Here is a 22,122-nt window from a genome sequence, read left to right as displayed (position 1 = left end):
GCCATGACGTCCCGGGGAACGAAGATCGCGTTGTTCCTCGCGACCCTCGGGGCGGCGCTCGCGGCCCTGCTCGGGCCGGTGGCGGCGCACGCCTCGACCCCCGGCTCGGCCCCCGCCGAGCCGGCCGCCACGGGACGAGTCGTGATCGTCGGTGTGCCGGGGCTGATGTGGAGCGACATCACCCGCGCGAACACGCCGGCGCTGTGGGGGCTGACCTCCCAGGGCTCGGCCGCCGGCCTCAGCGTCCGCACCACCCGCGTCGTCACCTGCCCGACGGACGGCTGGCTCACGCTGTCGGCGGGGCAGCGGTCGCGGCTGCCGCACGGCGACTGCGCGCTGCCGTCCGCTCCCGTTCTGCCGGGCCAGTCCTCCCCCACCGGCCCGCCCCCCGCGGGCGGCGCCGTCGCCGCCGGATGGCCGGCGATCAAGAGCGACAACGCGGGCACCAACTACCACGCGCGGATCGGGCTGCTCGGCGACGAGGTCCACCGGGCGGGCGGCTGCACGATGGCGGTCGGGCCCGGCGCGGTGTTCGGCGCCGCCGACGGCGCCGGCCGGGTCGACCGCTACGTCGCCTCCCCCGACAAGGCCACCGCCGCCGACTGGGCGAGCTGCCCGCTCGCGGCGGTCGACGTCGACGACCTGTTCCGCGCCTACATCAACGCGGGCGTCGACCCGCACGGCGACCAGATCCCCCTGTCGGACAAGGGCCGCGCCGCCGCGGCGAAGGCCGCCGACCGCCGGGTCGCGCAGGTCGTGACCGGGCTCCCCGAGGGCACGACGGTCCTGGTCGCGGGGCTGTCCGACACCGGCGTCAACCCGCACCTGCGGGTCGCCCTGGCCAAGGGCGCCGCGTACGGGCCCGGCTACATGACCTCCAGCGCCACCCGCCAGGACGGGCTGGTCACGCTCACCGACCTCACGGCGACCGCGCTGAAGACGCTCGGCGCGAAGCAGCCCAAGCAGGCCGTCGGGTCGGCGTGGCGGTCGCAGCCGTCCGCGTCGTCCACGCACGACCGGGTCGACGCGCTCATGGACGAGGACGTGGCCGCGCAGGCGATCCGGGCCGTCCAGACGTCGTTCTACTGGGTGCTTTTCGCGGTGCAGCTCGTCCTGTACGGGATCGCGGTGGTCGCGCTGCGGCGCCTCGGCGGCGACCGCCGCTCGCGGGAGCGGATCCTCGGCGGCACCAGGGTGATCGCGCTGCTCGGCGGCGCGGCCCCCGGCGCGTCCTTCCTCGCCGGTCTGCTGCCGTGGTGGCGGGCCGAGTACCCGACGCCCGTCCTGATCTGCACCGTGCTCGGCTTCGCCGGGCTGCTGACGGGCGTGGCGCTCGCCGGGCCTTGGCGCCGCTCCACCGTCCTGCCCGGGCTGGTGATCACCGGGGTGACGGCGGTCGTCCTCGCGGTGGACGTGATGACCGGCTCGTCCCTCCAGCTCAACACGCTGATGGGCTACACCGCCCTCATCGCCGGACGGTTCTACGGCTTCGGCAACCAGGCGTTCTCGCTGTTCGCCGTGGCGGCGATCCTGACGGCGGCCTGGCTGACGGAGTACCCGCTGCGCCGCGGCAACAAGGCCGCCGCCGTCGCGATCGTCGCGGTGATCGGCGCGTTCACGGTCGCGGTCGACGGGCTGCCCGCGTTCGGCAGCGACTTCGGCGGCGTGCTGGCGATCGTCCCGGCGTTCGCGATGCTCGGCCTGATGGTCGCGGGCAAGCGCATCTCACCGCTCAAGCTCGGCCTGTTCTTCCTGGCCGGGCTGGTCCTCGTGCTGTTCATCTCCTACCTGAACGCCCGGTCGGCCAACCCGACGCACCTCGGCCGGTTCTGGCAGGACCTCATGGCCGGGGACGCGTTGGACGTCGTCACCCGCAAGTTCAACGCGATGCTGAACAGCCTCGGGTACTGGCCGTACACGCTCGCGCTCGCCGCCGCCATCGTGTTCCTGTTCTTCGTCCTGGCGCGGCCCACGCGGTGGCGGGTGTCGCTGCTGCAGGGCGCCTACAAGCACAGCCTGACGATGCGCCCCGCCGTGATCTGCGCGCTGGCGGTCGGCGTCATCGGCACGCTGGTGAACGACTCGGGCGTGGTGATCCTGTCGGTGGCGTTCAGCCTGGCGACCCCGCTGATGCTCGCCGCGGGGCTCCGGTCGCTGGAGCTCGACCTGAGGAGCGCAGACACGCCGCCACCAGGGCCGTCAGGATCACCAGAAGCGTCCACGGGACCACGGTCGGCCGAACGACGGTGAACAGCCACTCCAGATCGTCCGGCAGCCGGATGCGGGCGGGCGCGCGGGCCGGCAGGTAGGCGAGGCTGAGCGCGGCGGTGTGGGCGAGGAGGATCCAGTCGATCCGGGTCCAGGGCAGCAGCGCCAGCAGCGCCCACCCGAACCCGTCGTACCAGGGCAGCGCGTAGGGCGCGGCGAGGAGCCACGCGAGGACGATCGCGGCGGCGACGCGGCGCTCCTCCGCGCCGGGCACGAGGTCGTCCTCCCTCGGCAGGGCCCGGAAGAGCAGCAGGAGCAGCACCAGGCCGAGCAGCAGCGCGCCCAGCTTGATGACGTCGCGCTGCGAGCCGCGGCCGAGCGTCTCGTCCAGCAGGTGCCAGGGGGTCGCGAAGGAGACCATGTTGCTGGCCTCGCGGACCTGGTCGAGCGCGTGCGGCCCGGCGAGCGCGTAGGACAGCGCCGTGACGGCCGCGCCCCCGGCGAGCAGCGCGGCCAGGTGACCGATCGGCCATGCGCGGCGGTCCGTCCAGGTGCGGCGCAGCGCCCCCCACGCGGGCCCGCCGGCGACGAGCGCGGCGGGCAGCTTGATCGCCGTCCCGAACCCGGCCAGCGCCCCCGCCGCGAGGGCGCGGAGCCAGCCCGCCCGCCCGGCCGCGGCGCCGCCGAAGACGGCGAGCGCGGCCACCATCGGCGCGATCGCGAGGACGTCGTTGTGCGCGCCCGCCACCAGGTGGAACAGCACGAGCGGGTTGCACGTCCACAGCAGCGCCGTGCGGAGCCGCCGCTCCTCCGTCCTGGACATCCGGTAGAGGATCAGCGCCGTGACCGCGAACGCGAGGACGTTCAGCACCGACAGGACGAACACGGTCAGCCGCACCGAACCGCTGCCGATCCACGCGGCGAACGCCTGCCCGCCCGTGGCGACCGGCCCGTACACCGACGGCGTCGTCCGCCACTCCTCGGGCGCCCCGGCGACCGGGTCCTTCGGCAGGTCGACGGCGCTCGTCCGGTACGGGTCGTGGCCGGTCGCCGCCATCCGCCCGTACGAGGCGTAGTTCAGGTGGTCGGTGGACCCGACCGGCGGCATGAACATGAACGCGACGGCCGCCAGCAGGCCCGCGACCACGAGCGGCAGGGCCCGCACGCGCCACCCCTTGCGGACGGCGGCCAGGCACAGGCCGAGCCCCGCGGTGCTCGCGACGATGCCCGCGACGACCAGGCCGATGACCACGTACGGCGACGGATGGACGTCCAGCGCGTACGGCGGCTCGGCGCGCGGGCCCTCGAGCTCCGGCTCGAACACCGACGGCCCGAGCAGCGCGGTGGTCACGAAGCAGGCGACGCCGACTCCGATCCCCCACAGCCCGCCCGTGCCGAGACGGGTCACGGGCGGCTGCCGCGCAGGCGGTCGAGCCCTCTGGCCACCGCCGGTTCGCGCGCGGCGAGCGCTCTCGCCACGTCCCGGAACTGCCGCGCGCGGTGCAGCTGGGAGCGCCAGTCCGTGCCGGTGGCGCGGTGCGCGAGCGGCACCTCCACCTCCGCCACCCGGAACCCCTTGCGCAGCAGGTCGATCGTGAGCGCGGTCTCCACCCCGAACCCGGCGGCGAGCGGGAGCGCGGCGTCGAACGCGGCGCGGGTCAGGCAGCGCTGCCCGTTCAGCGGCGCGGTGGCCTCCCAGCCGGTGGCGCGGCGGATCCCGTCGCGCGACAGCCGGACGACGAACCCGTGCCCGCCGAGCTTCACGGTCGTGGTGAACACGGCGATCGTCATGTCGGCCTCACCGGACCTGACCGGCTCGACCAGCGGGGCGGCCTCGCGCGCGGTCTCGGCGAGGTCGGCGTCCAGGAACAGCAGGTGGCGCGGCTGCTCGCGGCCCTCGTCCAGCAGCCGGACGGCCTCGGCCCCGCTCTCCATCGCGGCGCCCTTGCCCCGGTTGCGGCTGTGCCGCACGACCCGCGCCCCGGCCTCGCGGGCCACCCGGCCGGTGCCGTCGGAGGAGCCGTCGTCGATCACCACGACGAGGTCGGCGCCGGGAAGCTCCTGCGCGGCCTTGACCGTCGCCGCGATGCGGTCGGCTTCGTCCTTGGCCGGGATGCATACCGCTACGTCCTGCATATCGGCGATCGTAGTCGGGGACGGGACCGCGGTGCCGCAGGGCACGGGCGAACCACCCAAGTCATCACCCGCGCGACAGGTGGGCGCCTCCTGCGCTCCATCCGCGGCGCGGGTGCTCGGGACGGGTCAGCCGGCGTCCAGGACGGGTGCGGCCTCCGTCACGGTGAAGACGGTGTCGAGCCCGGTCACCTGCAGGATCCGCTTCACGGCCGGACGCGGGGCGGCCAGCTCCAGCGAGCCGCCCTGCTCCTTCAGCCGCTTCATGGCCGCGAGCAGCACGTTCATGCCCGTCGAGTCGCAGAACTCGACACCGCTCATGTCGACCACGATGCGGTCGGCCTGGTCGCGCAGCAGGCCCGCGAGGGCCGCCTGCAGCCGTGGCGCGGTGTACAGGTCGAGCTCACCTGTCGCCGTGACGACGGCGTGACCTCCTTGAGACGCGGTCGAGACGTTTAGCTCCACGTCCGGCACACTATCTCGCGAACGGCCCGGGAGCCAGACGGTTCGCCAAGTCCCCTGCGCCGTGGGCGTTTCCGGGGCGCGCCGCCGCCTTGCCAGTCCCGCACGCTTCGAGTACTACGCACCGTAATGTGGCGATTTCATGCGCACGGGACGCCGATCCGGCCCGCCGATATCGCGGGTTCGGCCCGCACGGGCGCCCCGAGTAGGGGACCCTGAACGGGTGCAACAGCGGCATGGTCGACTGCGCGAGCGCCTGGAGACGATCCGGGCGCGGGCGGCGAAGTCCAGCACGTGGCGGACGTCCACCCAGGTGCTCGCCCGCCTGGTGAACAAGAACGGTTTCGTCCCCATCAGGACGCGCCTGTCCCGCGAAGACCTGGCCTTCCTGGCCGGTGCCAGGGAGGAGGTCCTGGTCTTCGCCGACCTGACCCTCCGCCTCATAGACCTGCATCGCCCCCAAGAGGCCGGCGGCATCACCAGCGACCCCGACCGCCCCATCCGCCGCTGCCGAGCCTGCATGTCCCGCTGGCCCTGCTCCACCTACCGCACGATCTCAGAGGCCCTAGACCCCTGACCGAAGGAGGAGAAAAAGGCAGTCAACACGGAATTCGGACCTCGAAGCGGCAGCCGGGGCCGCTGTTGGCGACGCCGATCTCGCCGGCGTGGGCCTCGACGATGCCGCGGGCGATGGCGAGGCCGAGGCCGGCGCCGCCGCCCGGGGTGCGGGCCGCCTCGCCGCGGAACGCGACGTCGAACACGCGCGGCAGGTCGTCCTCGGGGATGCCGCCGCACGCGTCGGCCACCGTCACCCGAGCCTGGCCGCCGTGGATCTCGCCGATGATCTCGACGGCGCCGTCGCTCGGGGTGTGCCGGATCGCGTTCACGACGAGGTTGCGCAGGGCGCGGCCCAGTTCGCCCGCGTCCACCTGGATGGGCAGGCCCTCGCGGACGTCTCCGCGCAGCCGGACGCCCTTGGCGCGGGCCAGGGGCTCGGTGCCGGCGACGGCCTCGGCGACGAGGTCCGCAAGGCCGACGCGCTCGCGGGACAGCCGCAGCGCGCCCGCGTGGATGCGGGACAGCTCGAACAGGTCGTCCACCATCTCGGTCAGCCGCTCCACCTCGACGCGGATGCGGCCGTGGTAGCGGCGGATCGTCTCCTCGTCGGCGACGACCTCGTCCTCCAGGGCTTCGGCCATCGCGCGGAGCCCGGCCAGCGGGGTGCGCAGGTCGTGGCTCACCCAGGCGACCAGTTCGCGGCGGCTCGCCTCCAGGGCCTGCTCGCGCTCATGGGCGGCGGCCAGCCGGTCGTAGGCGGCCTCCAGCTCGCGGGACAGCTCCGCCAGCTCGGCGGGAAGCCGCGTCGGCGGCGCGCGGAACCGGTCCGCGCGGACGGCTTCGACCAGGGTCCGGTTCGCGGCCACCAGGCGGCGGCCGAGGAGCACCGAGACCGCCATCGCGACCAGCCCGGCGGACGTCACGACGGCGAGCACCACGGCGCGGTCGTGGTCGTTCAGCAGCATCATGAACGAGATCACGATGATGCCGGAGATGGTCGCCAGCACCGTGGCGGCGCCGACGACGACCAGCTGGGTGGCCACCGAGCGGCCGCGCAGCGCGTGCAGGAGGCCGAGCGCGACGGCCGCGACGGCGAAAGCGGCCACCGCCGCGTAGTAGACCACCCAGAGGAGATCCTCGAAGGGGATCACGGCGAGGTCTCCGCGGGCTCGTAGCGGTAGCCGACGCCCCACACGGTGACGATGCGGCGCGGCGTGGTCGGGTCGTCCTCGATCTTCTCGCGCAGCCGCCGGACGTGGACGGTCACCGTGGAGGAGTCGCCGAACGTCCAGTCCCAGACGCGTTCGAGCAGCTCCTCGCGGGTGAACGCCTGCCGCGGGTGGCGCAGCAGGAACGCCAGCAGGTCGAACTCGCGGGAGGTGAGCGCGAGCCGCTCGCCGCCCAGCGCCGCCTCGTGCGCGCTGACGTCCACGACGAGGCCGCCGTCGCGCAGCGGGCCGGACGGGCCGGTCGGGACGAGCGCGCCCCGCGCCCGGCGCAGCACCGACCGGACGCGCAGCGCCAGCTCCCGGGGGCTGAACGGCTTGGTCACGTAGTCGTCGGCGCCGGTCTCCAGGCCGACGAGCCGGTCGGTCTCCGCGCCGAGCGCCGTCAGCATCACGATCGGGACGGTCGAGGTCTCGCGGAGCCGCCGGCACACCTCCAGGCCGTCCATCCCGGGCAGCATGAGGTCGAGGACGACGAGGTCGGGCGGCTCGTCGAGGGCCTTGCGCAGGGCGGTCCGGCCGTCGGCGACGCACACGACGTCGTGCCCGTCGCGGGCCAGGTAGCGGGCGACGACCTCGGCGACCGTCGGGTCGTCGTCGACCACCAGGACGCGCCCGGCTTGGGGGACGGTGTTCACGTCCCCACGCTAGGCCCCGGACGCCGGTGCCATGCGGCATGTCACCACCCCGTAAGGAGTTGATCATGGTTCGACCTGGACGACCTGCGTAACCGGACGAACACCGCTTTAATGTCCGGATGCCGCAGCCTCGCTCCGCGACCTCCAACGGCGGGGTCATCGCACTGATCCTGGTCGGCGGCGCGGTCGCCACCGGTGCCGCCGCCCTGCTGTGGGCCCTGCACATACTGCTGGGCTTCTTCCCGTCCGTTCCCTACTTCCTGTTCACATGCCTGGTCACGGGAGTCGCCACCAGCGCGCCCATGCTGCTCGCGCGGCCTCGCGGGCCGCTGGCCCCGATCGCGGCGGGGCCGGCGGCGTACGTCGCGGTGGAGGTCGGCGCGCGGATCGGCCTCATCCTCGGCCAGGTCATGGACGGTGACATACCGCCCGGCGGGTTCATCCTCCGGGTCCTGGAGCCCACATTCTCGATCTACCAGGCGTACGAACTGCTGGCGGTGGCGGCGGCGGCCGGGCTCGCGGGGCTGCGGGTGATGACGGCCTCGAAGGGCGGAACGTCCCAGCCGTGGAACGCGGGCGCCCCCGGGGGGCCCTTCGGCTCTCCCGCCGGGCCGTTCGCTCCCGGCCTGCCGCCCAATCCGGGCTACGCACCGATGCCGGGCCAGGGCCCGTTCCCGGGGCAGCCCTCGGCGGGGCAGCCGATGCAGCCGCCGGCGCCGGTCTACCAGCCGCCGCCCGTCCCCGGCGCGGGTCAGGGTCCGGCCTCCGGGGGCCCTCAGGGTGCTCCTCCGCCGCACGGCGGTGCCTAGGTCGTCCGCCAGGCTGATGACCTGTGCCGCCCGAGCGCATACGGTGGAGCCATGGGTAAGACGATCCTGACCATTCTCGGTGTGATCCTCGCGGTGTGGCTGCTGTTCACCGTCATCGGCGCGATCTTCTCGATGCTGAAGATGTTCTTCTTCATCGGACTCGTCGCCGTCGCGGTGGTACTCGCCGTGACCGCGGTGTCCAAGATGTCGAAAAGCCGCTAGCGGGCGGCCCGTTCCCCTTGCCGCGATGTCGCCGGTGACCGCATGATGCCGGAATAACCAGGCGGTCATCGTCGAAGGGGCTCATCGTGCCAGGTCTTGACGGAGTACTGCGCGAACGCGCGCTCGCGTACCCCGATCGCATCGCGTACATCGCGGGCGACACCGAGGTCACCTACCGCGACTTCGACCGGCGCGTCGACCGGGTCGCCGCGGCCCTCGCCGCCGCCGGCCTCGGGCCCGGCGACCGGGTCGCGGTCCTCGACAAGAACTCCCTCGAATACGCCGAGCTGCTCTTCGGCGCGACCAGGATCGGCGCCGCGCAGGTCCCGGTGAACTACCGGCTGGCGCCCGACGAGGTCGCCTACATCGTCAACAACGCGCAGGCGAAGGTCTTCGTCGTCGGCCCCGAGTTCGTCCCCGTCCTGGACGCGATCGCCGGCAAGCTCGAGCACACCGCCCTCATGCTCGTGGCCGGCGGCTCCGGCCACGCCCACCAGGACTACGCCGCCTGGGTCGACGCGGCCCCCGCCGAGCCCCCTGCGTACGAGTCCGACTCCGGGGACGTGTTCGTCCAGCTGTACTCGTCCGGAACGACGGGGCTGCCCAAGGGCGTCATGCTGACGCACGACAACTTCCTGTCGGCGCTCGCGGTGACCAACGACGTGTGGAACATCGACGGCTCGTCCGTGCTGATGATCGCGATGCCGATGTACCACGTGGCCGGCAACGTGCTCACCGTCTCCGCCGTCTACAACGGCCTCACCGGCGTCATCACCCGCGAGCCCGACCCGACCGCGATCGCGCAGGGCATCGAGCGGCACCGCGTCACGCACATCTTCCTCGTCCCGGTGCTGCTGCAGTTCATGCCGCTGATCCCCGAGGTCACCGCCGCCGACATGTCCAGCCTGCGGCTCATGCTGTACGGCGCGTCCCCGATCAGCGAGGACGTCCTGCGCACCGCGATGCGGATGCTGCCGACCACCGACTTCCGGCAGGTGTACGGGCTGACGGAGGTCACCGGGGCGATCACCTCGCTGCCGCCCGAGGACCACGACCCGGACGGCCCGAACGCGCACCGGCTGCGCAGCGCCGGCCTGCCGAACGACAACACCGAGCTCAAGATCGTGGACCCGGCCACCGGGGAGGAGCTGCCCCCCGGCCGGGTCGGCGAGATCCTCTGCCGGACGCCGCAGAACATGAAGGGCTACTGGGGCATGCCGGAGGCGACCGCCGGCGCCCTGTCCGAGGACAACTGGTTCCGCACGGGCGACGCCGGCTACCTCGACGAGGACGGCTACCTCTACATCCACGACCGCGTCAAGGACATGATCATCTCGGGCGGGGAGAACATCTACCCCGCCGAGGTGGAGAACGTCCTGATGGGCCACCCCGCCGTCTCCGACTGCGCGGTCATCGGCGTCCCCGACCAGCGCTGGGGCGAGACGCCGAAGGCGATCGTGGTGCTGTCCGAGGACGTCCCGGACCAGGACATCATCGACTACTGCCGCGAGCGCCTGGCGCACTTCAAGTGCCCCACCTCGGTCGAGCGGCGCGACGCCATCCCGCGCAACCCCACCGGCAAGATCCTCAAGCGCGACCTCCGCGCCCCCTACTGGGACGGCGCAGACCGAGGAGTCAACTGACACCCGCGACGGCCTGAGGGACCGCGATCGCGTCCGAAGGCAGATTCGAGCGAAGCAAGAATCTGATCGCGCAGCGAGCCGCAAGGCGAGACGAAGCGATGCCAGCGATCGCCCGCGTTTTTCGACGATGGAGGGCCGCCAGGCCCGAAGGAGGAGAAGGACGCAGGCTATTGGTATCGGACCACCGCCGACAGCGGGCGGTGGTCCGAGACCTTGACCTGGTCCGCCGGGACGCTGCAGGAGACGGCGGCCGACTTGCCGATGAACAGGTAGTCGGTCTTGTCGAGCGCGGTGCCCCGCCAGTCCTGCCGGGTCTTCGCCCCCGTCCGGGACGAGCCCGACTGGTCGCACTCGGCGTAGGCGGCGTAGAGGGGGTCGAGCGCCGGGCTCTCCGGGACGTCGGCGAGCTCGCCGCCGAGGAGGATCCGGCCCGTCCCGGCGAGGGTGGTGAGGGCGCCGGCCTCCTTGCGGCGCCACTGGCCGCTCTCGCCGGCGCTGAGCTGGGTGACGCAGACGCGGGTCGACCAGGACTGGACCTCGCCGCACAGGGCCATCCGGGTGCGTCCGGCGGGGGCGGGCAGCTTCGCCTGCCGGTGCGCGGTGAGCGGGACGTCGGTGCCGATGGCGACGCCGGAGCGCCCCTGCCCGGCCGCGCACGCCTCGCCGCCCGGGGACGGCGCGAACACCCAGCTCCACTTGGGCAAGGACGTCTTGAACGAGCGGACCTGCCCGTCGCAGACCTCCTGGAGGAGGACGGCGTTCGGGCGCACCGTGCGCCCGCCGACCTCGGTCGCGCGCATCCGCTGGACGATCTCCTTGGTGAGCTTGGCGGGCGCGGCGCCCGAGGGGCAGCCGGTGCCTCCGCAGACGTTCCAGCTCAGCGTGTTGATCGTCACCGCCTCGGGGCGGGGAGCGGCCCCGTCCGCGTGGGCGGGGCCTCCACCGCCCGGCAGGCCCTCGATGCTGGCGCCGGTCGCGGCCGCGGTCACGACCGCGGCGGCCGCACAGACCGAGAGCAGGGGAATCAGGGCGCGGGGGGATCGCACACGTTCTCCAGACGGGGGGTTACCTGCGGGGGTGATGCCGGAATCTCACCACATCAAGATCGCATCCGCCAGCCGTTCGCGACCACTCGGTCACCCTGGGCCGAACGAATCCACGCGATCAAGGCTAAGGGGCCCCGGCGAGTGCCGGGGCCCCTCTCCCGCTAGTCGAGCAGCGCGGTGACGGTGCCCGCGCCGACCGTCCGGCCGCCCTCGCGGATCGCGAAGCCGAGCCCCTCGGTCATCGCGACCGGCTTGCCCAGCTCGACGGCCATCTCGACCGAGTCGCCGGGCAGCGCCATGCCGCCCTCGCCGAGGTCGACGCCGCCGACCACGTCCGTGGTGCGGAAGTGGAACTGCGGCCGGTAGCCGTGCAGGAACGGCCTGCTCCGACCGCCCTCGTCGGCGGTCAGCACCCGGACCCGCGCCCGGAACCGCAGGTGCGGCCGGATCGCGCCCGGCGCGCTGACGACCTGGCCGCGCCGCACCTGGTCCCGCTTGACGCCGCGCAGCAGCATGGCGGTGTTGTCGCCGGCCTCCGCATGGTCCATCGTCTGCCCGAACGTCTCCAGCCCCGTCGCGACGGAGCCGAACGTCTCGCCGAGCCCGACGACCTCCACGGCGTCCCCGAGCCGTATCGCGCCCTGGGCCACGACCCCGGTCACGACGGTGCCGCGACCGGTGATCGTGAGGACGCTCTCGACCGGCATCAGGAACGGCTTGTCGAGCACCCTGCGCGGCACGGGCACGTAGGCGTCGATCGCGTCGAGCAGGTCGACGATCCGCGCCGTCCAGTACGGGTCGCCCTCCAGCGCCCGCAGCCCGGACACGCGCACGACCGGCACCTCCTCGCCGGGGAGGCCGTACTCGGTGAGCAGGTCCCTGACCTCCAGCTCGACCAGGTCGAGGAGCTCGGCGTCCTCGACCGTGTCGGCCTTGTTCAGCGCCACCACGATGTGCCCGACGCCGACCTGCCGCGCCAGCACGACGTGCTCGCGCGTCTGCGGCATGGCGCCGTCCTGCGCGGACACGACCAGCACGGCCCCGTCCACCTGCGCGGCACCGGAGATCATGTTCTTCACGTAGTCGGCGTGACCGGGCATGTCGACGTGGGCGTAGTGCCTGGTCGCGGTCGCGTACTCGACGTGCGCGACGTTGATCGTGATGCCTCGGTCGCGCTCCTCCGGGGCGCGGTCGATGCGCTCGAACGGCACCGGGGACGCCAGCCCGCGGTCGGCGAGCACCTTGGTGATCGCCGCGGTCAGCGTGGTCTTGCCGTGGTCGACGTGCCCCATCGTGCCGATGTTGAGATGCGGCTTGTCGCGCTCGTAAAGCTGCTTGGCCATTGGCCTTGTCCTCACTGGTGGATCCCGTGAGAACCACTGCGCAGGCGTGCGCAGTTTTTGCCCAACCCCCCTCCGCTGGTTCTCCGGAAGGGTGGAACGGAGAGGGGTCAGCTTCGGATGAGCGCAGCGAACCGGGGGGCGTGGGGGGTCGCCCCCACACATGCGGCACGCAGGCCGTCGAAGGCGTCTGCGTCCGCTGCCGCCGAGAAGGCAGCCGGCACCGCGCTCAGCAGGTCGAGACCTGCGAGCGTCCGGGTGCCGGCTGCGAGGAACATGCCCCGGACACTACGGCCGCCCCCGGTGGAAGTCGACCGATTATTCGTCCGGCCGCGGTGACCGGCCGCGCCCGGGTGCGCGACCGGTCACCGCGGCTTCGTGATCAGCAGTCCGACGGAGTGGCGTCGGGGCCCGGACGCGGAGCCCGGTCGACGATCTTGCTGGTCAGGAGGGCGGTGGACCAGTTCGAGGTCCCCGGCGGCCCGAACGGGTGGCCCTTCCCGGCGACGACGGTGCGGGTGCCGAGGAAGCGGTGGCTCGCGCGGTCGAAGATGATCTCGTCGCGGACGTCGTCATCGGTGCGGGCGACCGCGACCCCGTGGCGTCCCACGGCGTCCACGCCGTCGTCTCGCAGCCGGACGCCGGGAATCTCGGCGATCGCCCGGAAGAGGGCCGCGCGCACCTTGGGCGGCGCGGGCCGGTCGATCCGGTCGGTCACCGCGTTCCACTGCCGGTCGCTCCGGTCGCCCTCGCCCTGCCTCGCCAGGAGGTCGAGCAGTTCGCCGGTGTCGGTGGGCAGGTCGCCGAGGTAGGGACGGTCGATCGGCGCCTTGTCGCGGCAGGGGCCGATGATGCTCTCGTCCTCCGGCGGGAGCACTTCGCCCGGTCGCGGCCGGATCGAGTTCTTCTCGATCACGAGGCCGCCCCCCTGGCCGCCGACGGGATCCCAGGTCCGATGGCGGGTCTCGTACCAGCGGCCGACGCCGCCGACCCGGTGCCGCGTCACGCTCTCCTGGTAGACGAACTGGTCGGCGCGCGGCACCGGGTCGTCCGCGGCCTGGTCCGCGGCCTTGTCGAGGACGGCCGCCACGTTGGCCATCGGCCTCGCGTCCTCGTGGCCCACCAGGAACGTGGCGACCACGCCGGCGCAGGCCGCGGCGGCGACGCCGGACAGCAGCAGCGGACGCCGCCGCCGGGCGGGGGCGGCGTAGGCCCGCCGGCCAGGGCTTCCGTAGGCCCTCCGCCGCCAGCGGTTCTCGGCCCCGGTCACGTCGATGTCCTCCGGGACCTCGGAGCGCAGCCGCTCCACCAGCTTCAGTTCATCCATCGTGGTCCTCCTTGCCGAGCGCGTCGCGCAGCTTGCGGCGGATCCTGTTCATGCGGGACCGGACCGTCCCGGAGGGGACGCCGAGCGCTTCGGCGACCTCGTCGTAGGTGAGCCCCGCCCACGTCACCAGCAGCAGCACCTCGCGCTGCTTGGCGGGCAGCCCGGCGATGGCCGCCGCGAGGGCCCGCGACCGGGCGCCCGCCTGCACGCGGTTCTCCACCGCGTCCGTGAACGGCTCGGTGACCGGGTCGAGGCCGCCGCGGGCGAGCACGCGCAGCGCCCGCACCTCGGCGCGGCGGTGGCGGCGGATCAGGTTGGTCGCGATCCCGTAGAGCCAGGGCCGGGCGTCGGGGCGCGCCGCGTCGTACCGGTGGCGCTGGTGGAACGCGACGAGGAAGGTCTCGGCGACGACGTCCTCGGCCGCGTCCCGGCCGAGGCGCCGCGCCACGTAGCGCATGATCTCCTGGGCGTGCCGCTGGAACAGTCCCGCGAACCGTTCGGAGTCGGTGCGGGACGCGGCGATCAGGGACGCGTCGGTGGGTTCGTCATCGGCGGCCGGATCGGGCCGGGGCGCGGGACCGGGCCGGGCCGGCGAGGAGCGGCTCGTTGTCTGCATGCGTGGCCTCTCGGTCGTGGACGTGTCACCTCCTCTTGCCCGACGGGCCGTGCGCGGGTCCCTCGGGTTCAGGAACCGTCCTCGACCATGCCGGCGCGGGCCGGGGCGCGCAGGAGCAGGTAGCCGCTCAGCGCGCCCGCGAACTGGAATCCGGCGATCGCCAGGACCAGGCCGATCGGGCCGATGGCGTCGGCGGACGCGGCGGTCAGCGCGGCGCCCACCGCGGAAGCGCCGATCTTGAGGCTGCCTCCCGTGGTGTTGACCTGCCCGAGCCGGTCCGGGGGCGACTCGCGCTGGCGCAGCATGAGCGTGGCCGCGAACACCGGCCCCTCGGCGATCCCCGCGGCGACGAACGCCGCCGTCGCCCACGGCATGGACGGCGCGGCGGCGAGGGCGGCCAGCGACGCCCCGAACGCGACGAGCCCGGTGAGCATGACCGGTTCGGCGTGCTTGGGGGTCAGCCACCGGCTGGACGCCAGGGAGCCGATCAGGGAGCCGACGGCCATGGCCACGAGGAGCCGTCCGCCCGCGCTGGGCGGCGCGCCGATGTGCTCGGCGAGCAGCACCGCCGTGACGGCGACGCCGCCGAAACCCATCCAAGCGAGCGTCGTCGCGACGGTCAGGGCCCGCAGGACCCGGCCCTCGGCCAGGACCACCAGCCCGCCCGTGATCACTGAGAGTGCTCCCGCCCGCGTCCCGGCGGCGGCCGTCTCCGTCTCGACGGCCGCCGGACCGCCGACCGCGCCCGTGTCCGCCGTCGCCTCGACGGCGGCCGGCCCGGGCACGGCGTCGTCCACGGTCGCGGAGGGGCCGGGGAAGGGCAGGAACGGCAAGGTCAGGAGCCCGAGGAGGCCCACCGCGACCACGGCGGTCCCGGCGTACCGGCCGCCCGCCATGGCGGCCAGGCCGGCGGCGAGGCCGGGCCCGGCGATCCCGGCGAGGTTGTAGCTGGACGCCTCCAGCCCGTACGCGCGCGAGAGCCGGTCGGCGGGGACGAACCGCGGCAGGAGGCTGGTCAGCGCGACGACGATGGGCTCTGTACAGCCGATCACGGCGGCGACGACCAGCGCGAGGGCGAGCGGCGAGCGTCCCGCGACGGCGAGCAGCAGCCCGGTCGCGGCGACGTAGCAGGCGGCGAGGGCGAGGGCGCCGCGGCGGGGGCGCGCCACCCGGTCCAGCGCGTTCCCGATCACGGGCCCGCTCAGCACGTACGGCAGCGTCATCGCGGTCTGCAGGTAGCCGGCGGTGGCGGCGTGGCCCGTCCGCGCCTGGACGGTCAGGACCAGTGCGGTCGCGACCCCCTCGGCGGACACGCGCAGCATCGTCGCCGACGTGAGGTGGAGGGGGAGCGCCGCGGTCCTGCCGATCACCCTTGCATGGTGGCACGGCCTCCGCCGCCTAGACTGCGGAGGGTGACGGCAGCGAAGACAGCACACGAGCACCGGGTCACCAGCGAGGTCGGACGGCTGCGGACGGTGCTGCTGCACCGCCCCGGCGCGGAGCTCAAGCGGCTGACCCCGCGCAACAGCGACAAGCTCCTGTTCGACGCGATCCCGTGGGCGGGCCGGGCGCAGGAGGAGCACGACGCGTTCGCCGAGGCGCTGCGGTCACGCGGCGTCGAGGTCCTGTACGTGACGGAGCTGCTCCAGGACGCCCTGGAGTACGAGGCCGCGCGGGACCAGGCGATCGCGGACGCCATCGTCGACCTGCGCCTCGGCGACCAGCTCCGCCGCGTCGTCGAGGACCACCTGCGCGGCCTCCACCCGGAGAACCTCGCGCACACGCTGATCGCCGGGCTCGCGCACGAGGAGCTGAAGGCCGGGCACGGCCTCGTCTACCGGCTGATGGACGAGCAGGACTTCATCGTCGACCCGCTGCCGGGCCTGCTGTTCACCCGCGACAACAGCACCTGGATCGGCGACCGCGTGGCGGTGACGAGCCTCGCGATGGAGGCGCGCCGGCGCGAGTCGGCCCTCACCGGCCTGATCTACGCGCACCACCCGAGGTTCGCCGGTGTGGAGCCGGTGTACACCCCCTCCCTTGAGCATCTGGAGGGCGGGGACGTCCTGCTCCTGCGGCCGGGCGTGATCGCGGTCGGCACCGGCGAGCGGACCACCCCGGCGGGCGTCGAGCGCCTGGCCCGCCAGGTGATCGGGGCCGGGCTCGCCCACACCGTGCTGGCCGTGCCGATCGCGCAGGAGCGCGCGACCATGCACCTCGACACCGTCTGCACGATGGTCGACGTCGACACCGTCGTGATGTACCCGCCGGTGGCGCACTCGCTGACCGCCTACACGGTGACGCTGGCCGACGGGGACCTGCGCGTCGCCGAGCCGCGCCCGTTCCTCCAGGCCGCGGCCGACGCGATGGGCCTGGACCACCTAAAGGTGATCGACACCGGGCTCGACCCGGTCACCGCCGAGCGCGAGCAGTGGGACGACGGGAACAACACGCTCGCCGTGGCCCCGCGCCTGTGCGTCGCCTACGAGCGCAACATCGAGACCAACGCGCAGCTGGAGGCTTCGGGGATCGAGGTCATCCGGATCAGCGGCAGCGAGCTGGGGACGGGGCGCGGCGGCCCTCGCTGCATGTCCTGCCCGATCCTGCGCGAGGAGATCTGAGCTCCGGACGGCCGGAGGCATCCGGGCATCCGGGGTCGACGGGGTCGGGCGGCGGGCGCGAGAACGGCACCGCGATGCCCTGCGAAGTGGGGGTTTAGCGCCCTTCCCGGCGCCGGGGGCTCAAGGCGCGCGGCGCCGGGAAGGACCGACAACGCCCGCGATGTCGACGGGGGCACGACATCGCCCGGGCGTTGCAGAGGACCATACAAGGTCGGGCGGGGTTCCTTCCAGGCAGGGTCGCTCTATGCCGGATATGCCCGGCTCGGAGCCACTTCACTCCTGGTTCCGTTACAAAGGTCCTCTCCGGGCTCGTCCAGCAGGTCCGGAAAGGCGGACAAATCCGGGGCGACGGCGTGCATCCCGGCGGGGGCGGCCATCCGCTCGTCGCCGGGCGTCCTGGGCGCCCTCAGGACGGCCCAGACCGTCGTGGTGCCGTCTTCGTGGCGCACCCCCCAGCCCTCGGACAGGGCCTCGACGATGCCGAGCCCCCTGCCGCCGAGCGAGGAGAGCGTGCCCGGACCGCGGCGCGGCTCGGTCATCGCGCCGCCGTCGCTGACCTCGAGTTCGAGGAGGTCGCCGCGGCACAGCCAGCACACCTTCACCTGGCCGGACGGGAGCGGCCGCGCGTGCCGCAGGGCGTTGCTGAGCAGCTCGCTGATGATGACGCTGGCGTCGTCGACGATCGAGTCGTAGACGCCCGAGTCGGCCAGCTCAGAGCTGAGGCGCCTGCGGGCGACCGCGACGCTGGACGGTGCGTGTGGCAGCAGTACGACGCTCGACGCCCTCACCTCCCCGATGCTCCGCTCTCTCGGACGAGTCCCGTCATCGCTCTTCCGGTACGACCGAAATGCCCTGATGGCCATGGCCGGAAACCCGAACGGTTCAGTTCACCACCTGCACAACGAGTCATCGGCCGTCCGGTCACGGTGATCACCCCCGGATCGGAATCTCGTCCCCAAACGGCGACCAACCAAGGACCTATCCAGCCAACGGCGGATTTACTCCTCGCACACGCGTTTCGTCCATCACACCCCGCTGCCGCCGCACTTCTCCGCACCAACCCAGCCTGCCCGCCGCCGGGACCGCCGAAAGCCCTGGTCACGCCCGTCTCACCGGGCCACCAGGGACGGACTGTCCGCGCGGTAAGCCGGCGCCGGATCAGCCGGCCGAGCGCAGCACGAGCCGCATGCACGTGCCCTCGCCCGCCCGCGCGCCACCTGCGGGTCCGCGCCCCTCGCTCACGGCCAGTAGCCGAGTGGTTCGTTCCATATCGGCCGGTTCTGCCGCCATCGTCCCGTTAAGCGGCTTTTGAACGGACTCTATGTGAGATGTCTCACGTCCCGCGGGATGGGCGGAGATCGTGCCGCCCTGCGCCTCGGTCAGCCGTTTCACGATGTACAGGCCGAGCCCGATCCCGCCGAACCGGCGGCGGTCCCCGGCGTCCCCCTGGACGAACCGCTCGAAGATCCGCTCATGGTCGCCGAGCGGGATGCCGATGCCCTCGTCGGAGACCGTGACGACGATGTCGGGGCCCTCGCAGCGGGCCCGGACGCGCACCGTCCCGCCGTCCGGGGAGTACTTGAACGCGTTCTCCAGCAGCTGGCCGAGGACGATGTCGGTGGCCATCGCGTCCCCGCGGCACGGCGGCAGCTCCGGGTCGATGTCCAGCTCCACCCGGTGCAGCGGCGACAGCGAGCGGAACCCGGCGACCACGCCCTCCAGGACGCGGACGAGGTCGAACGACTCGATCGCCACGGCCAGCTCGTCGGCGCCGGCGCGGGAGCCGAGCAGCAGGTGCTCGACGAGCCGGCCGAGCGACTGGGCGCGCTCGGCGATGGTGGCGACGGCGGCGCGCCGGTCGGTGTCGGTCAGCTCGTCCCACCGGTTGACCAGCGTGGAGGCGAACCCCTGCACGACCGTGATCGGGGTCCGCAGCTCGTGGCTGGTCGTGGCGAGGAACAGGTCCTTGGCCTCCTCCAGCGCCTTGGCCTCCGAGACGTCGCGGAAGTCGACGACCAGCTCGCCGGTCTCCTCGATCTCGGCGGCCAGCACGTTCAGCCACCTCCCCGACTCCAGGCGGAACGTGAGCATCTCGCCGAGCGCGGGCATGTCGAACGGCAGCGGGCGGCCGAGCGCGTCCTCCGGCGGGATGCCGGTGAGGGTGTGCGCGGCGTGGTTCCAGTGCCGGACGACGAGGTCGTGGTCGAGCACGGCGATGCCGTCGGCGCTGGAGTCGATGACGGCGCGCTCGTGCGCCCGCTGCCGGACGACCTCCGCGTAGGCGACGGCGTTGCCGACCGCGACCCCGGCATGCCCGGCGAGCAGCTCCAGCAGCTCCAGCTCGGTGTGCCCGACCTTGCGCCCGGAGAACAGCGCGTACAGCGCGCCGTACGGCCGGTTCTGCAGGTACGACAGGCCGAGCGCGATCGTGTGCAGGCCGGGCAGCTCCGACCAGATCAGGTCGCCGAGGCGCCGCTCCCCCGTCGCGAGCTTGACGGTCTTGCCCGACCGCAGCAGCTCCCCGACCAGGCTCGGCCGCAGCTCGGCCGACCTGCCGCGCATCCGCTCCGGCAGCCCGGACATGCTGACCAGCCGCAGCCGCTCGCCCTCGATCTTGACGAACCCGCCGGCGTCGGCGCCGGTCAGCTCGATGAGCGCGGCGGTGATCCGGTCGAGCACCACGGCGAGGTCGAGTTCGGCGCCGAGGTCGGCGACGATGTCGTTCAGCCGCCGGACGAGCCGGGCCCGCTCGGTCATGCGGTGCTGGAGGATCTCGTCGTCCTCGACCGGGTGGTACACCCCGACCCAGCCGAGCAGCGTGCCGTTCGGGTCCTTCAGCAGGCTCGTGTCGATGCGCACGTCGATGAGCCGGCCGTCGCGGTGGAAGCGGCGGGTCGCGATCGAGATCTGCCCGCCGTCGGCCTCGCCCTCTCCGCCGCGCCGGGTGAGGAGCCGCTCCTGGACGGCGTTGTGCTCGGCCTTCAGCTCGTCCGGGACGATGGGCGGGACGCGGCCGATCACCTCGGCGGCCGTCCAGCCGAACATGCGCTCGGCCGCCGGGTTCCACACGGTGACCCGGTGCCGCTGGTCCACGGCCACGATCGCGTCCGCGGCGCTCTCGATGACGGCCCGCGCGATCGGATCGTGCACGTGCTGATACACGTCTGTCATCGTGCCACCGCACTCCGGCGTACCGCCGGGCAACTTGCGTCGGAACTTGCTGCCGACCCAAACCTTACCGTTTGGTAAGCCTGCCGATGAGCAGGGCCGCGACCCCTGCCACCAGGAACGACAGCAGCGAGGCGCTCATCCAGGTCTGCGGCGTGAAGTGCAGCGCGTCCCGGACACCGGACCAAAGCTCGGTCCAGCGGGCCACGGTGCCGGGGTTCACGAGCTGGTACACGACGAACCCCGCCGCCCATGCGGCGATCATGCCCCAGCGGGACGGCGCCGTCCGCGAGACGTCCCAGCCGGCGCGGTCCCGGCCGCGGCCGAGGAAGAAGTCGGCCGCCAGGACGCCGAGCATCGGCACGAACACCGAGCCGATCAGCGAGAGGAAGCCCGCGTAGTCGCCGATGTCCAGGACCAGTGCGAGCACGGTGATGAGGATGCCGAGCCCGACGCTCAGCACCCGGCGGTCGGCCCGGGGGAACAGGTTCTGGATCGACACCGCGGTGGAGTAGGTGTCGGCGAACGACTGGTCGGCCTCCCGCAGCACGAACACCGCGAAGAAGACCACGCCCAGCGAGGCGCCCAGGAACGGGTCGAAGACCTTGCCCGAGTCGCCCGCGACCAGTGCGAGCGCGAGCAGGCCGAGGACGTAGGCGACGATCTGCGTGACGGAGTAGCCGACGGCCGCGGCGCCGAACGCCCCGCGCTCGGTGCGCGCGTGCCGGGTGTAGTCGGCGGCGACCGGCACCCAGGAGATCGACACGGCCAGCGCGGCGTCCGCGCCGACCCAGAACCCGCCCCACGAGCCCTGGTTCAGGTCGGGCAGCGGCTCCCGGACGAGCCGGACGTAGAAGTAGACGAGCGCGATCGCCACCGCGACGGTCACGTAGCGGCGCAGCAGCCGCACCGAGCCGAGCGGCCACACCGTCAGCACGGTCGTGATCGCGCCCGCCGCGACGACGTAGCCCCAGCGGGGGACGCCGTCCCACAGCTCGCGGGCCGCGTCGGCGATGACGATCAGCTCGAACGTGCCCCAGCCGACGAGCTGGGCGATGTTGAGGACGGTCGGCGCGTACGACAGCCGCGCGCCGAACAGGCCGCGCAGCAGCACCATCGCGGGCTGGCCGGTGCGCGCGCCGGGGACGGCGGCGAGGCCGAGCATCAGCCCGCCGAGTGCCGTTCCCACGGCCATCGCGACGATGCCCGCCATGATCGAGATGGTGGGCCGGCCGGCGGCGTCCGGCGCGAGGACGGTGTAGGCGCCGGAGAAGGCCAGGAGGCTGACGCCGAGGTTCCCCCAGAAGGCGCTCTGGTCCCAGAATCCGAGGACCTTGGGGGCGGGCTCGTCGAGGGTGAACGGGACCTCGTCGCGGACGCGCTCGTCCTGAGGGCGCTTTTCGACGTCGGACGTCACGGGACACACTCCCTACGCCGGCATTACCCGGACAGGTTCATGCGGTCGGCGACGCCTTGGAGGCCGCCCTCTCAGCCCGGCTGTGGCCCGAGCTCCCGCGGTTATCGGTCAGGCCCGATCGTACAACCGCCCGTCACGCCCCAAAAGGGGGCATCCGGGTCAGATCACTCGACGGCCGGTCAGATCACGCGACGAAGGGCGGGCCGTCCCCGGTCCCCTCCATCGGGCGGCCGGCCCGGGCCCACCCGTGCATGCCGTCGCCGACGTTGCGCGCCAGCCAGCCCGCCTGGTTCAGCGCGACCGTCACCTGCGCGGACCGCGCCCCGGACCGGCAGATCACATAGACCTCCCGGTCACGCGGGATCTCCCCGGCGCGGTCGCCGAGCCGGCTCATGGGGATGTGGACCGCCTCGGGCGCGTGGCCCGCCTCCCACTCGTCCTGTTCGCGGACGTCCAGCAGGTAGCCGTCCTGCGGGACCTCCGCGGCGACCACGGCCGGCACGTCTTCCCCGAAATTCATCACACCCCCCATGGAACCGCGCGAAGCCCCCCTGCGTCGAATCACGCATGCGGTATCGGACGCTCCTTTTCGCAGCGCCCGGGCTGGCCTTGCTCCTGTCCATGGCCGCCTGCGGCGACGAACAGGCAAACGGAAACCCCGCCGGAGCGCCTTCGGGCACGACGTCCG

The 22,122-nt window shown here is 73.2% G+C and carries 19 protein-coding genes, 1 pseudogene and 1 riboswitch; of the genes and pseudogenes, 6 read left to right on the top strand and 14 right to left on the bottom strand.

Features of this window, described 5'->3' with window-relative positions:
• Positions 1-3: 3 nt before the first annotated feature.
• Positions 4-2,250: a hypothetical protein gene (locus ABWI07_RS25710; RefSeq protein ID WP_353820055.1), complete on the top strand. Its 2,247-nt coding sequence runs from the start codon at positions 4-6 to the stop codon at positions 2,248-2,250.
• Positions 2,251-2,788: 538 nt separating this feature from the next.
• Here ABWI07_RS25710 and mptB read toward each other — a convergent pair.
• The 3 genes and pseudogenes from mptB to ABWI07_RS25695 form a co-directional block, all read right to left on the bottom strand.
• Positions 2,789-3,532 (bottom strand): annotated as a pseudogene (gene mptB / locus ABWI07_RS44505) (polyprenol phosphomannose-dependent alpha 1,6 mannosyltransferase MptB); the annotation flags it as partial.
• An 80-nt stretch (positions 3,533-3,612) separates the two neighbouring features.
• Complete coding sequence (locus ABWI07_RS25700; RefSeq protein WP_149260653.1) at positions 3,613-4,344, bottom strand: glycosyltransferase family 2 protein; 732 nt, start codon at positions 4,342-4,344, stop codon at positions 3,613-3,615.
• Positions 4,345-4,470: 126 nt separating this feature from the next.
• Entirely contained in the window at positions 4,471-4,806 is a 336-nt protein-coding gene (locus ABWI07_RS25695) for an STAS domain-containing protein (RefSeq protein ID WP_149260654.1), read from the bottom strand.
• 220 nt (positions 4,807-5,026) lie between these two features.
• On the opposite strand from ABWI07_RS25695, the gene ABWI07_RS25690 reads away from it, so the two are divergent.
• Positions 5,027-5,380 carry a hypothetical protein gene (locus ABWI07_RS25690; RefSeq protein ID WP_149260655.1) on the top strand — a complete coding sequence of 118 codons (354 nt, stop codon included), beginning with the start codon at positions 5,027-5,029 and terminating at the stop codon, positions 5,378-5,380.
• A gap of 22 nt (positions 5,381-5,402) precedes the next feature.
• On the opposite strand, the gene ABWI07_RS25685 is transcribed toward ABWI07_RS25690, so the two are convergent.
• On the bottom strand, positions 5,403-6,512 hold the full coding sequence (locus ABWI07_RS25685) for a sensor histidine kinase (RefSeq protein WP_235036951.1): 1,110 nt from the start codon (positions 6,510-6,512) through the stop codon (positions 5,403-5,405).
• Entirely contained in the window at positions 6,509-7,225 is a 717-nt protein-coding gene (locus tag ABWI07_RS25680) for a response regulator (RefSeq protein WP_353820053.1), read from the bottom strand. The genes ABWI07_RS25685 and ABWI07_RS25680 overlap by 4 nt, the downstream gene beginning before the upstream one ends.
• Positions 7,226-7,344: 119 nt before the next feature.
• On the opposite strand from ABWI07_RS25680, the gene ABWI07_RS25675 reads away from it, so the two are divergent.
• From ABWI07_RS25675 to ABWI07_RS25665, 3 genes are all read left to right on the top strand, one after another.
• Complete coding sequence (locus ABWI07_RS25675) at positions 7,345-8,034, top strand: hypothetical protein (RefSeq protein WP_149260657.1); 690 nt, start codon at positions 7,345-7,347, stop codon at positions 8,032-8,034.
• Positions 8,035-8,085: 51 nt separating this feature from the next.
• On the top strand, positions 8,086-8,256 hold the full coding sequence (locus ABWI07_RS25670) for a hypothetical protein (protein ID WP_353820052.1): 171 nt from the start codon (positions 8,086-8,088) through the stop codon (positions 8,254-8,256).
• Positions 8,257-8,342: 86 nt separating this feature from the next.
• Complete coding sequence (locus tag ABWI07_RS25665; RefSeq protein ID WP_353820051.1) at positions 8,343-9,899, top strand: long-chain-fatty-acid--CoA ligase; 1,557 nt, start codon at positions 8,343-8,345, stop codon at positions 9,897-9,899.
• A gap of 167 nt (positions 9,900-10,066) precedes the next feature.
• On the opposite strand, the gene ABWI07_RS25660 is transcribed toward ABWI07_RS25665, so the two are convergent.
• The 5 genes from ABWI07_RS25660 to ABWI07_RS25640 all read right to left on the bottom strand — a co-directional run bounded on the left by ABWI07_RS25660 (position 10,067) and on the right by ABWI07_RS25640 (position 15,598).
• Positions 10,067-10,945, bottom strand: coding sequence for an endonuclease/exonuclease/phosphatase family protein (locus ABWI07_RS25660; protein WP_149260659.1), 879 nt, complete (start codon positions 10,943-10,945; stop codon positions 10,067-10,069).
• A gap of 161 nt (positions 10,946-11,106) precedes the next feature.
• Positions 11,107-12,288 carry an elongation factor Tu gene (gene tuf, locus ABWI07_RS25655; RefSeq protein ID WP_149260660.1) on the bottom strand — a complete coding sequence of 394 codons (1,182 nt, stop codon included), beginning with the start codon at positions 12,286-12,288 and terminating at the stop codon, positions 11,107-11,109.
• Positions 12,289-12,667: 379 nt separating this feature from the next.
• Positions 12,668-13,612 (bottom strand): CU044_5270 family protein, encoded by a 945-nt coding sequence (locus tag ABWI07_RS25650; RefSeq protein ID WP_353820050.1) that lies wholly within the window; start codon positions 13,610-13,612, stop codon positions 12,668-12,670.
• On the bottom strand, positions 13,605-14,228 hold the full coding sequence (locus ABWI07_RS25645; RefSeq protein ID WP_149260662.1) for an RNA polymerase sigma factor: 624 nt from the start codon (positions 14,226-14,228) through the stop codon (positions 13,605-13,607). Before ABWI07_RS25645 ends, ABWI07_RS25650 begins: the two co-directional genes overlap by 8 nt.
• Before the next feature lie 68 nt (positions 14,229-14,296).
• Complete coding sequence (locus ABWI07_RS25640; protein WP_353820049.1) at positions 14,297-15,598, bottom strand: MFS transporter; 1,302 nt, start codon at positions 15,596-15,598, stop codon at positions 14,297-14,299.
• Positions 15,599-15,640: 42 nt separating this feature from the next.
• On the opposite strand from ABWI07_RS25640, the gene ABWI07_RS25635 reads away from it, so the two are divergent.
• Positions 15,641-16,849, top strand: coding sequence for an arginine deiminase (locus ABWI07_RS25635; protein ID WP_235036952.1), 1,209 nt, complete (start codon positions 15,641-15,643; stop codon positions 16,847-16,849).
• A 242-nt stretch (positions 16,850-17,091) separates the two neighbouring features.
• Here the strand turns inward: ABWI07_RS25635 and ABWI07_RS25630 are convergent, their stop codons facing one another.
• The 4 genes from ABWI07_RS25630 to ABWI07_RS25615 all read right to left on the bottom strand — a co-directional run bounded on the left by ABWI07_RS25630 (position 17,092) and on the right by ABWI07_RS25615 (position 21,954).
• Positions 17,092-17,637: an ATP-binding protein gene (locus tag ABWI07_RS25630; RefSeq protein ID WP_149260665.1), complete on the bottom strand. Its 546-nt coding sequence runs from the start codon at positions 17,635-17,637 to the stop codon at positions 17,092-17,094.
• 370 nt (positions 17,638-18,007) lie between these two features.
• Complete coding sequence (locus ABWI07_RS25625; RefSeq protein ID WP_353820048.1) at positions 18,008-20,020, bottom strand: sensor histidine kinase; 2,013 nt, start codon at positions 20,018-20,020, stop codon at positions 18,008-18,010.
• 64 nt (positions 20,021-20,084) lie between these two features.
• A complete protein-coding gene (locus tag ABWI07_RS25620) occupies positions 20,085-21,434 on the bottom strand; it encodes a purine-cytosine permease family protein (protein WP_353820047.1) in 1,350 nt (449 codons plus the stop codon).
• Positions 21,427-21,543: riboswitch (TPP riboswitch) on the bottom strand. Its footprint overlaps the gene before it by 8 nt.
• A gap of 75 nt (positions 21,544-21,618) precedes the next feature.
• The gene (locus ABWI07_RS25615) at positions 21,619-21,954 is read right to left on the bottom strand and encodes a rhodanese-like domain-containing protein (protein WP_149260667.1); all 336 of its coding nucleotides are present in this window, start codon (positions 21,952-21,954) and stop codon (positions 21,619-21,621) included.
• Positions 21,955-22,122 lie beyond the last annotated feature (168 nt).

Origin of the sequence: Actinomadura sp. NPDC000600 (genome assembly GCF_040492135.1) — a bacterium.
In the GTDB taxonomy this organism is placed as follows: Bacteria; Actinomycetota; Actinomycetes; order Streptosporangiales; family Streptosporangiaceae; genus Spirillospora.
This window is presented reverse-complemented; position numbering and strand designations above follow the sequence as displayed.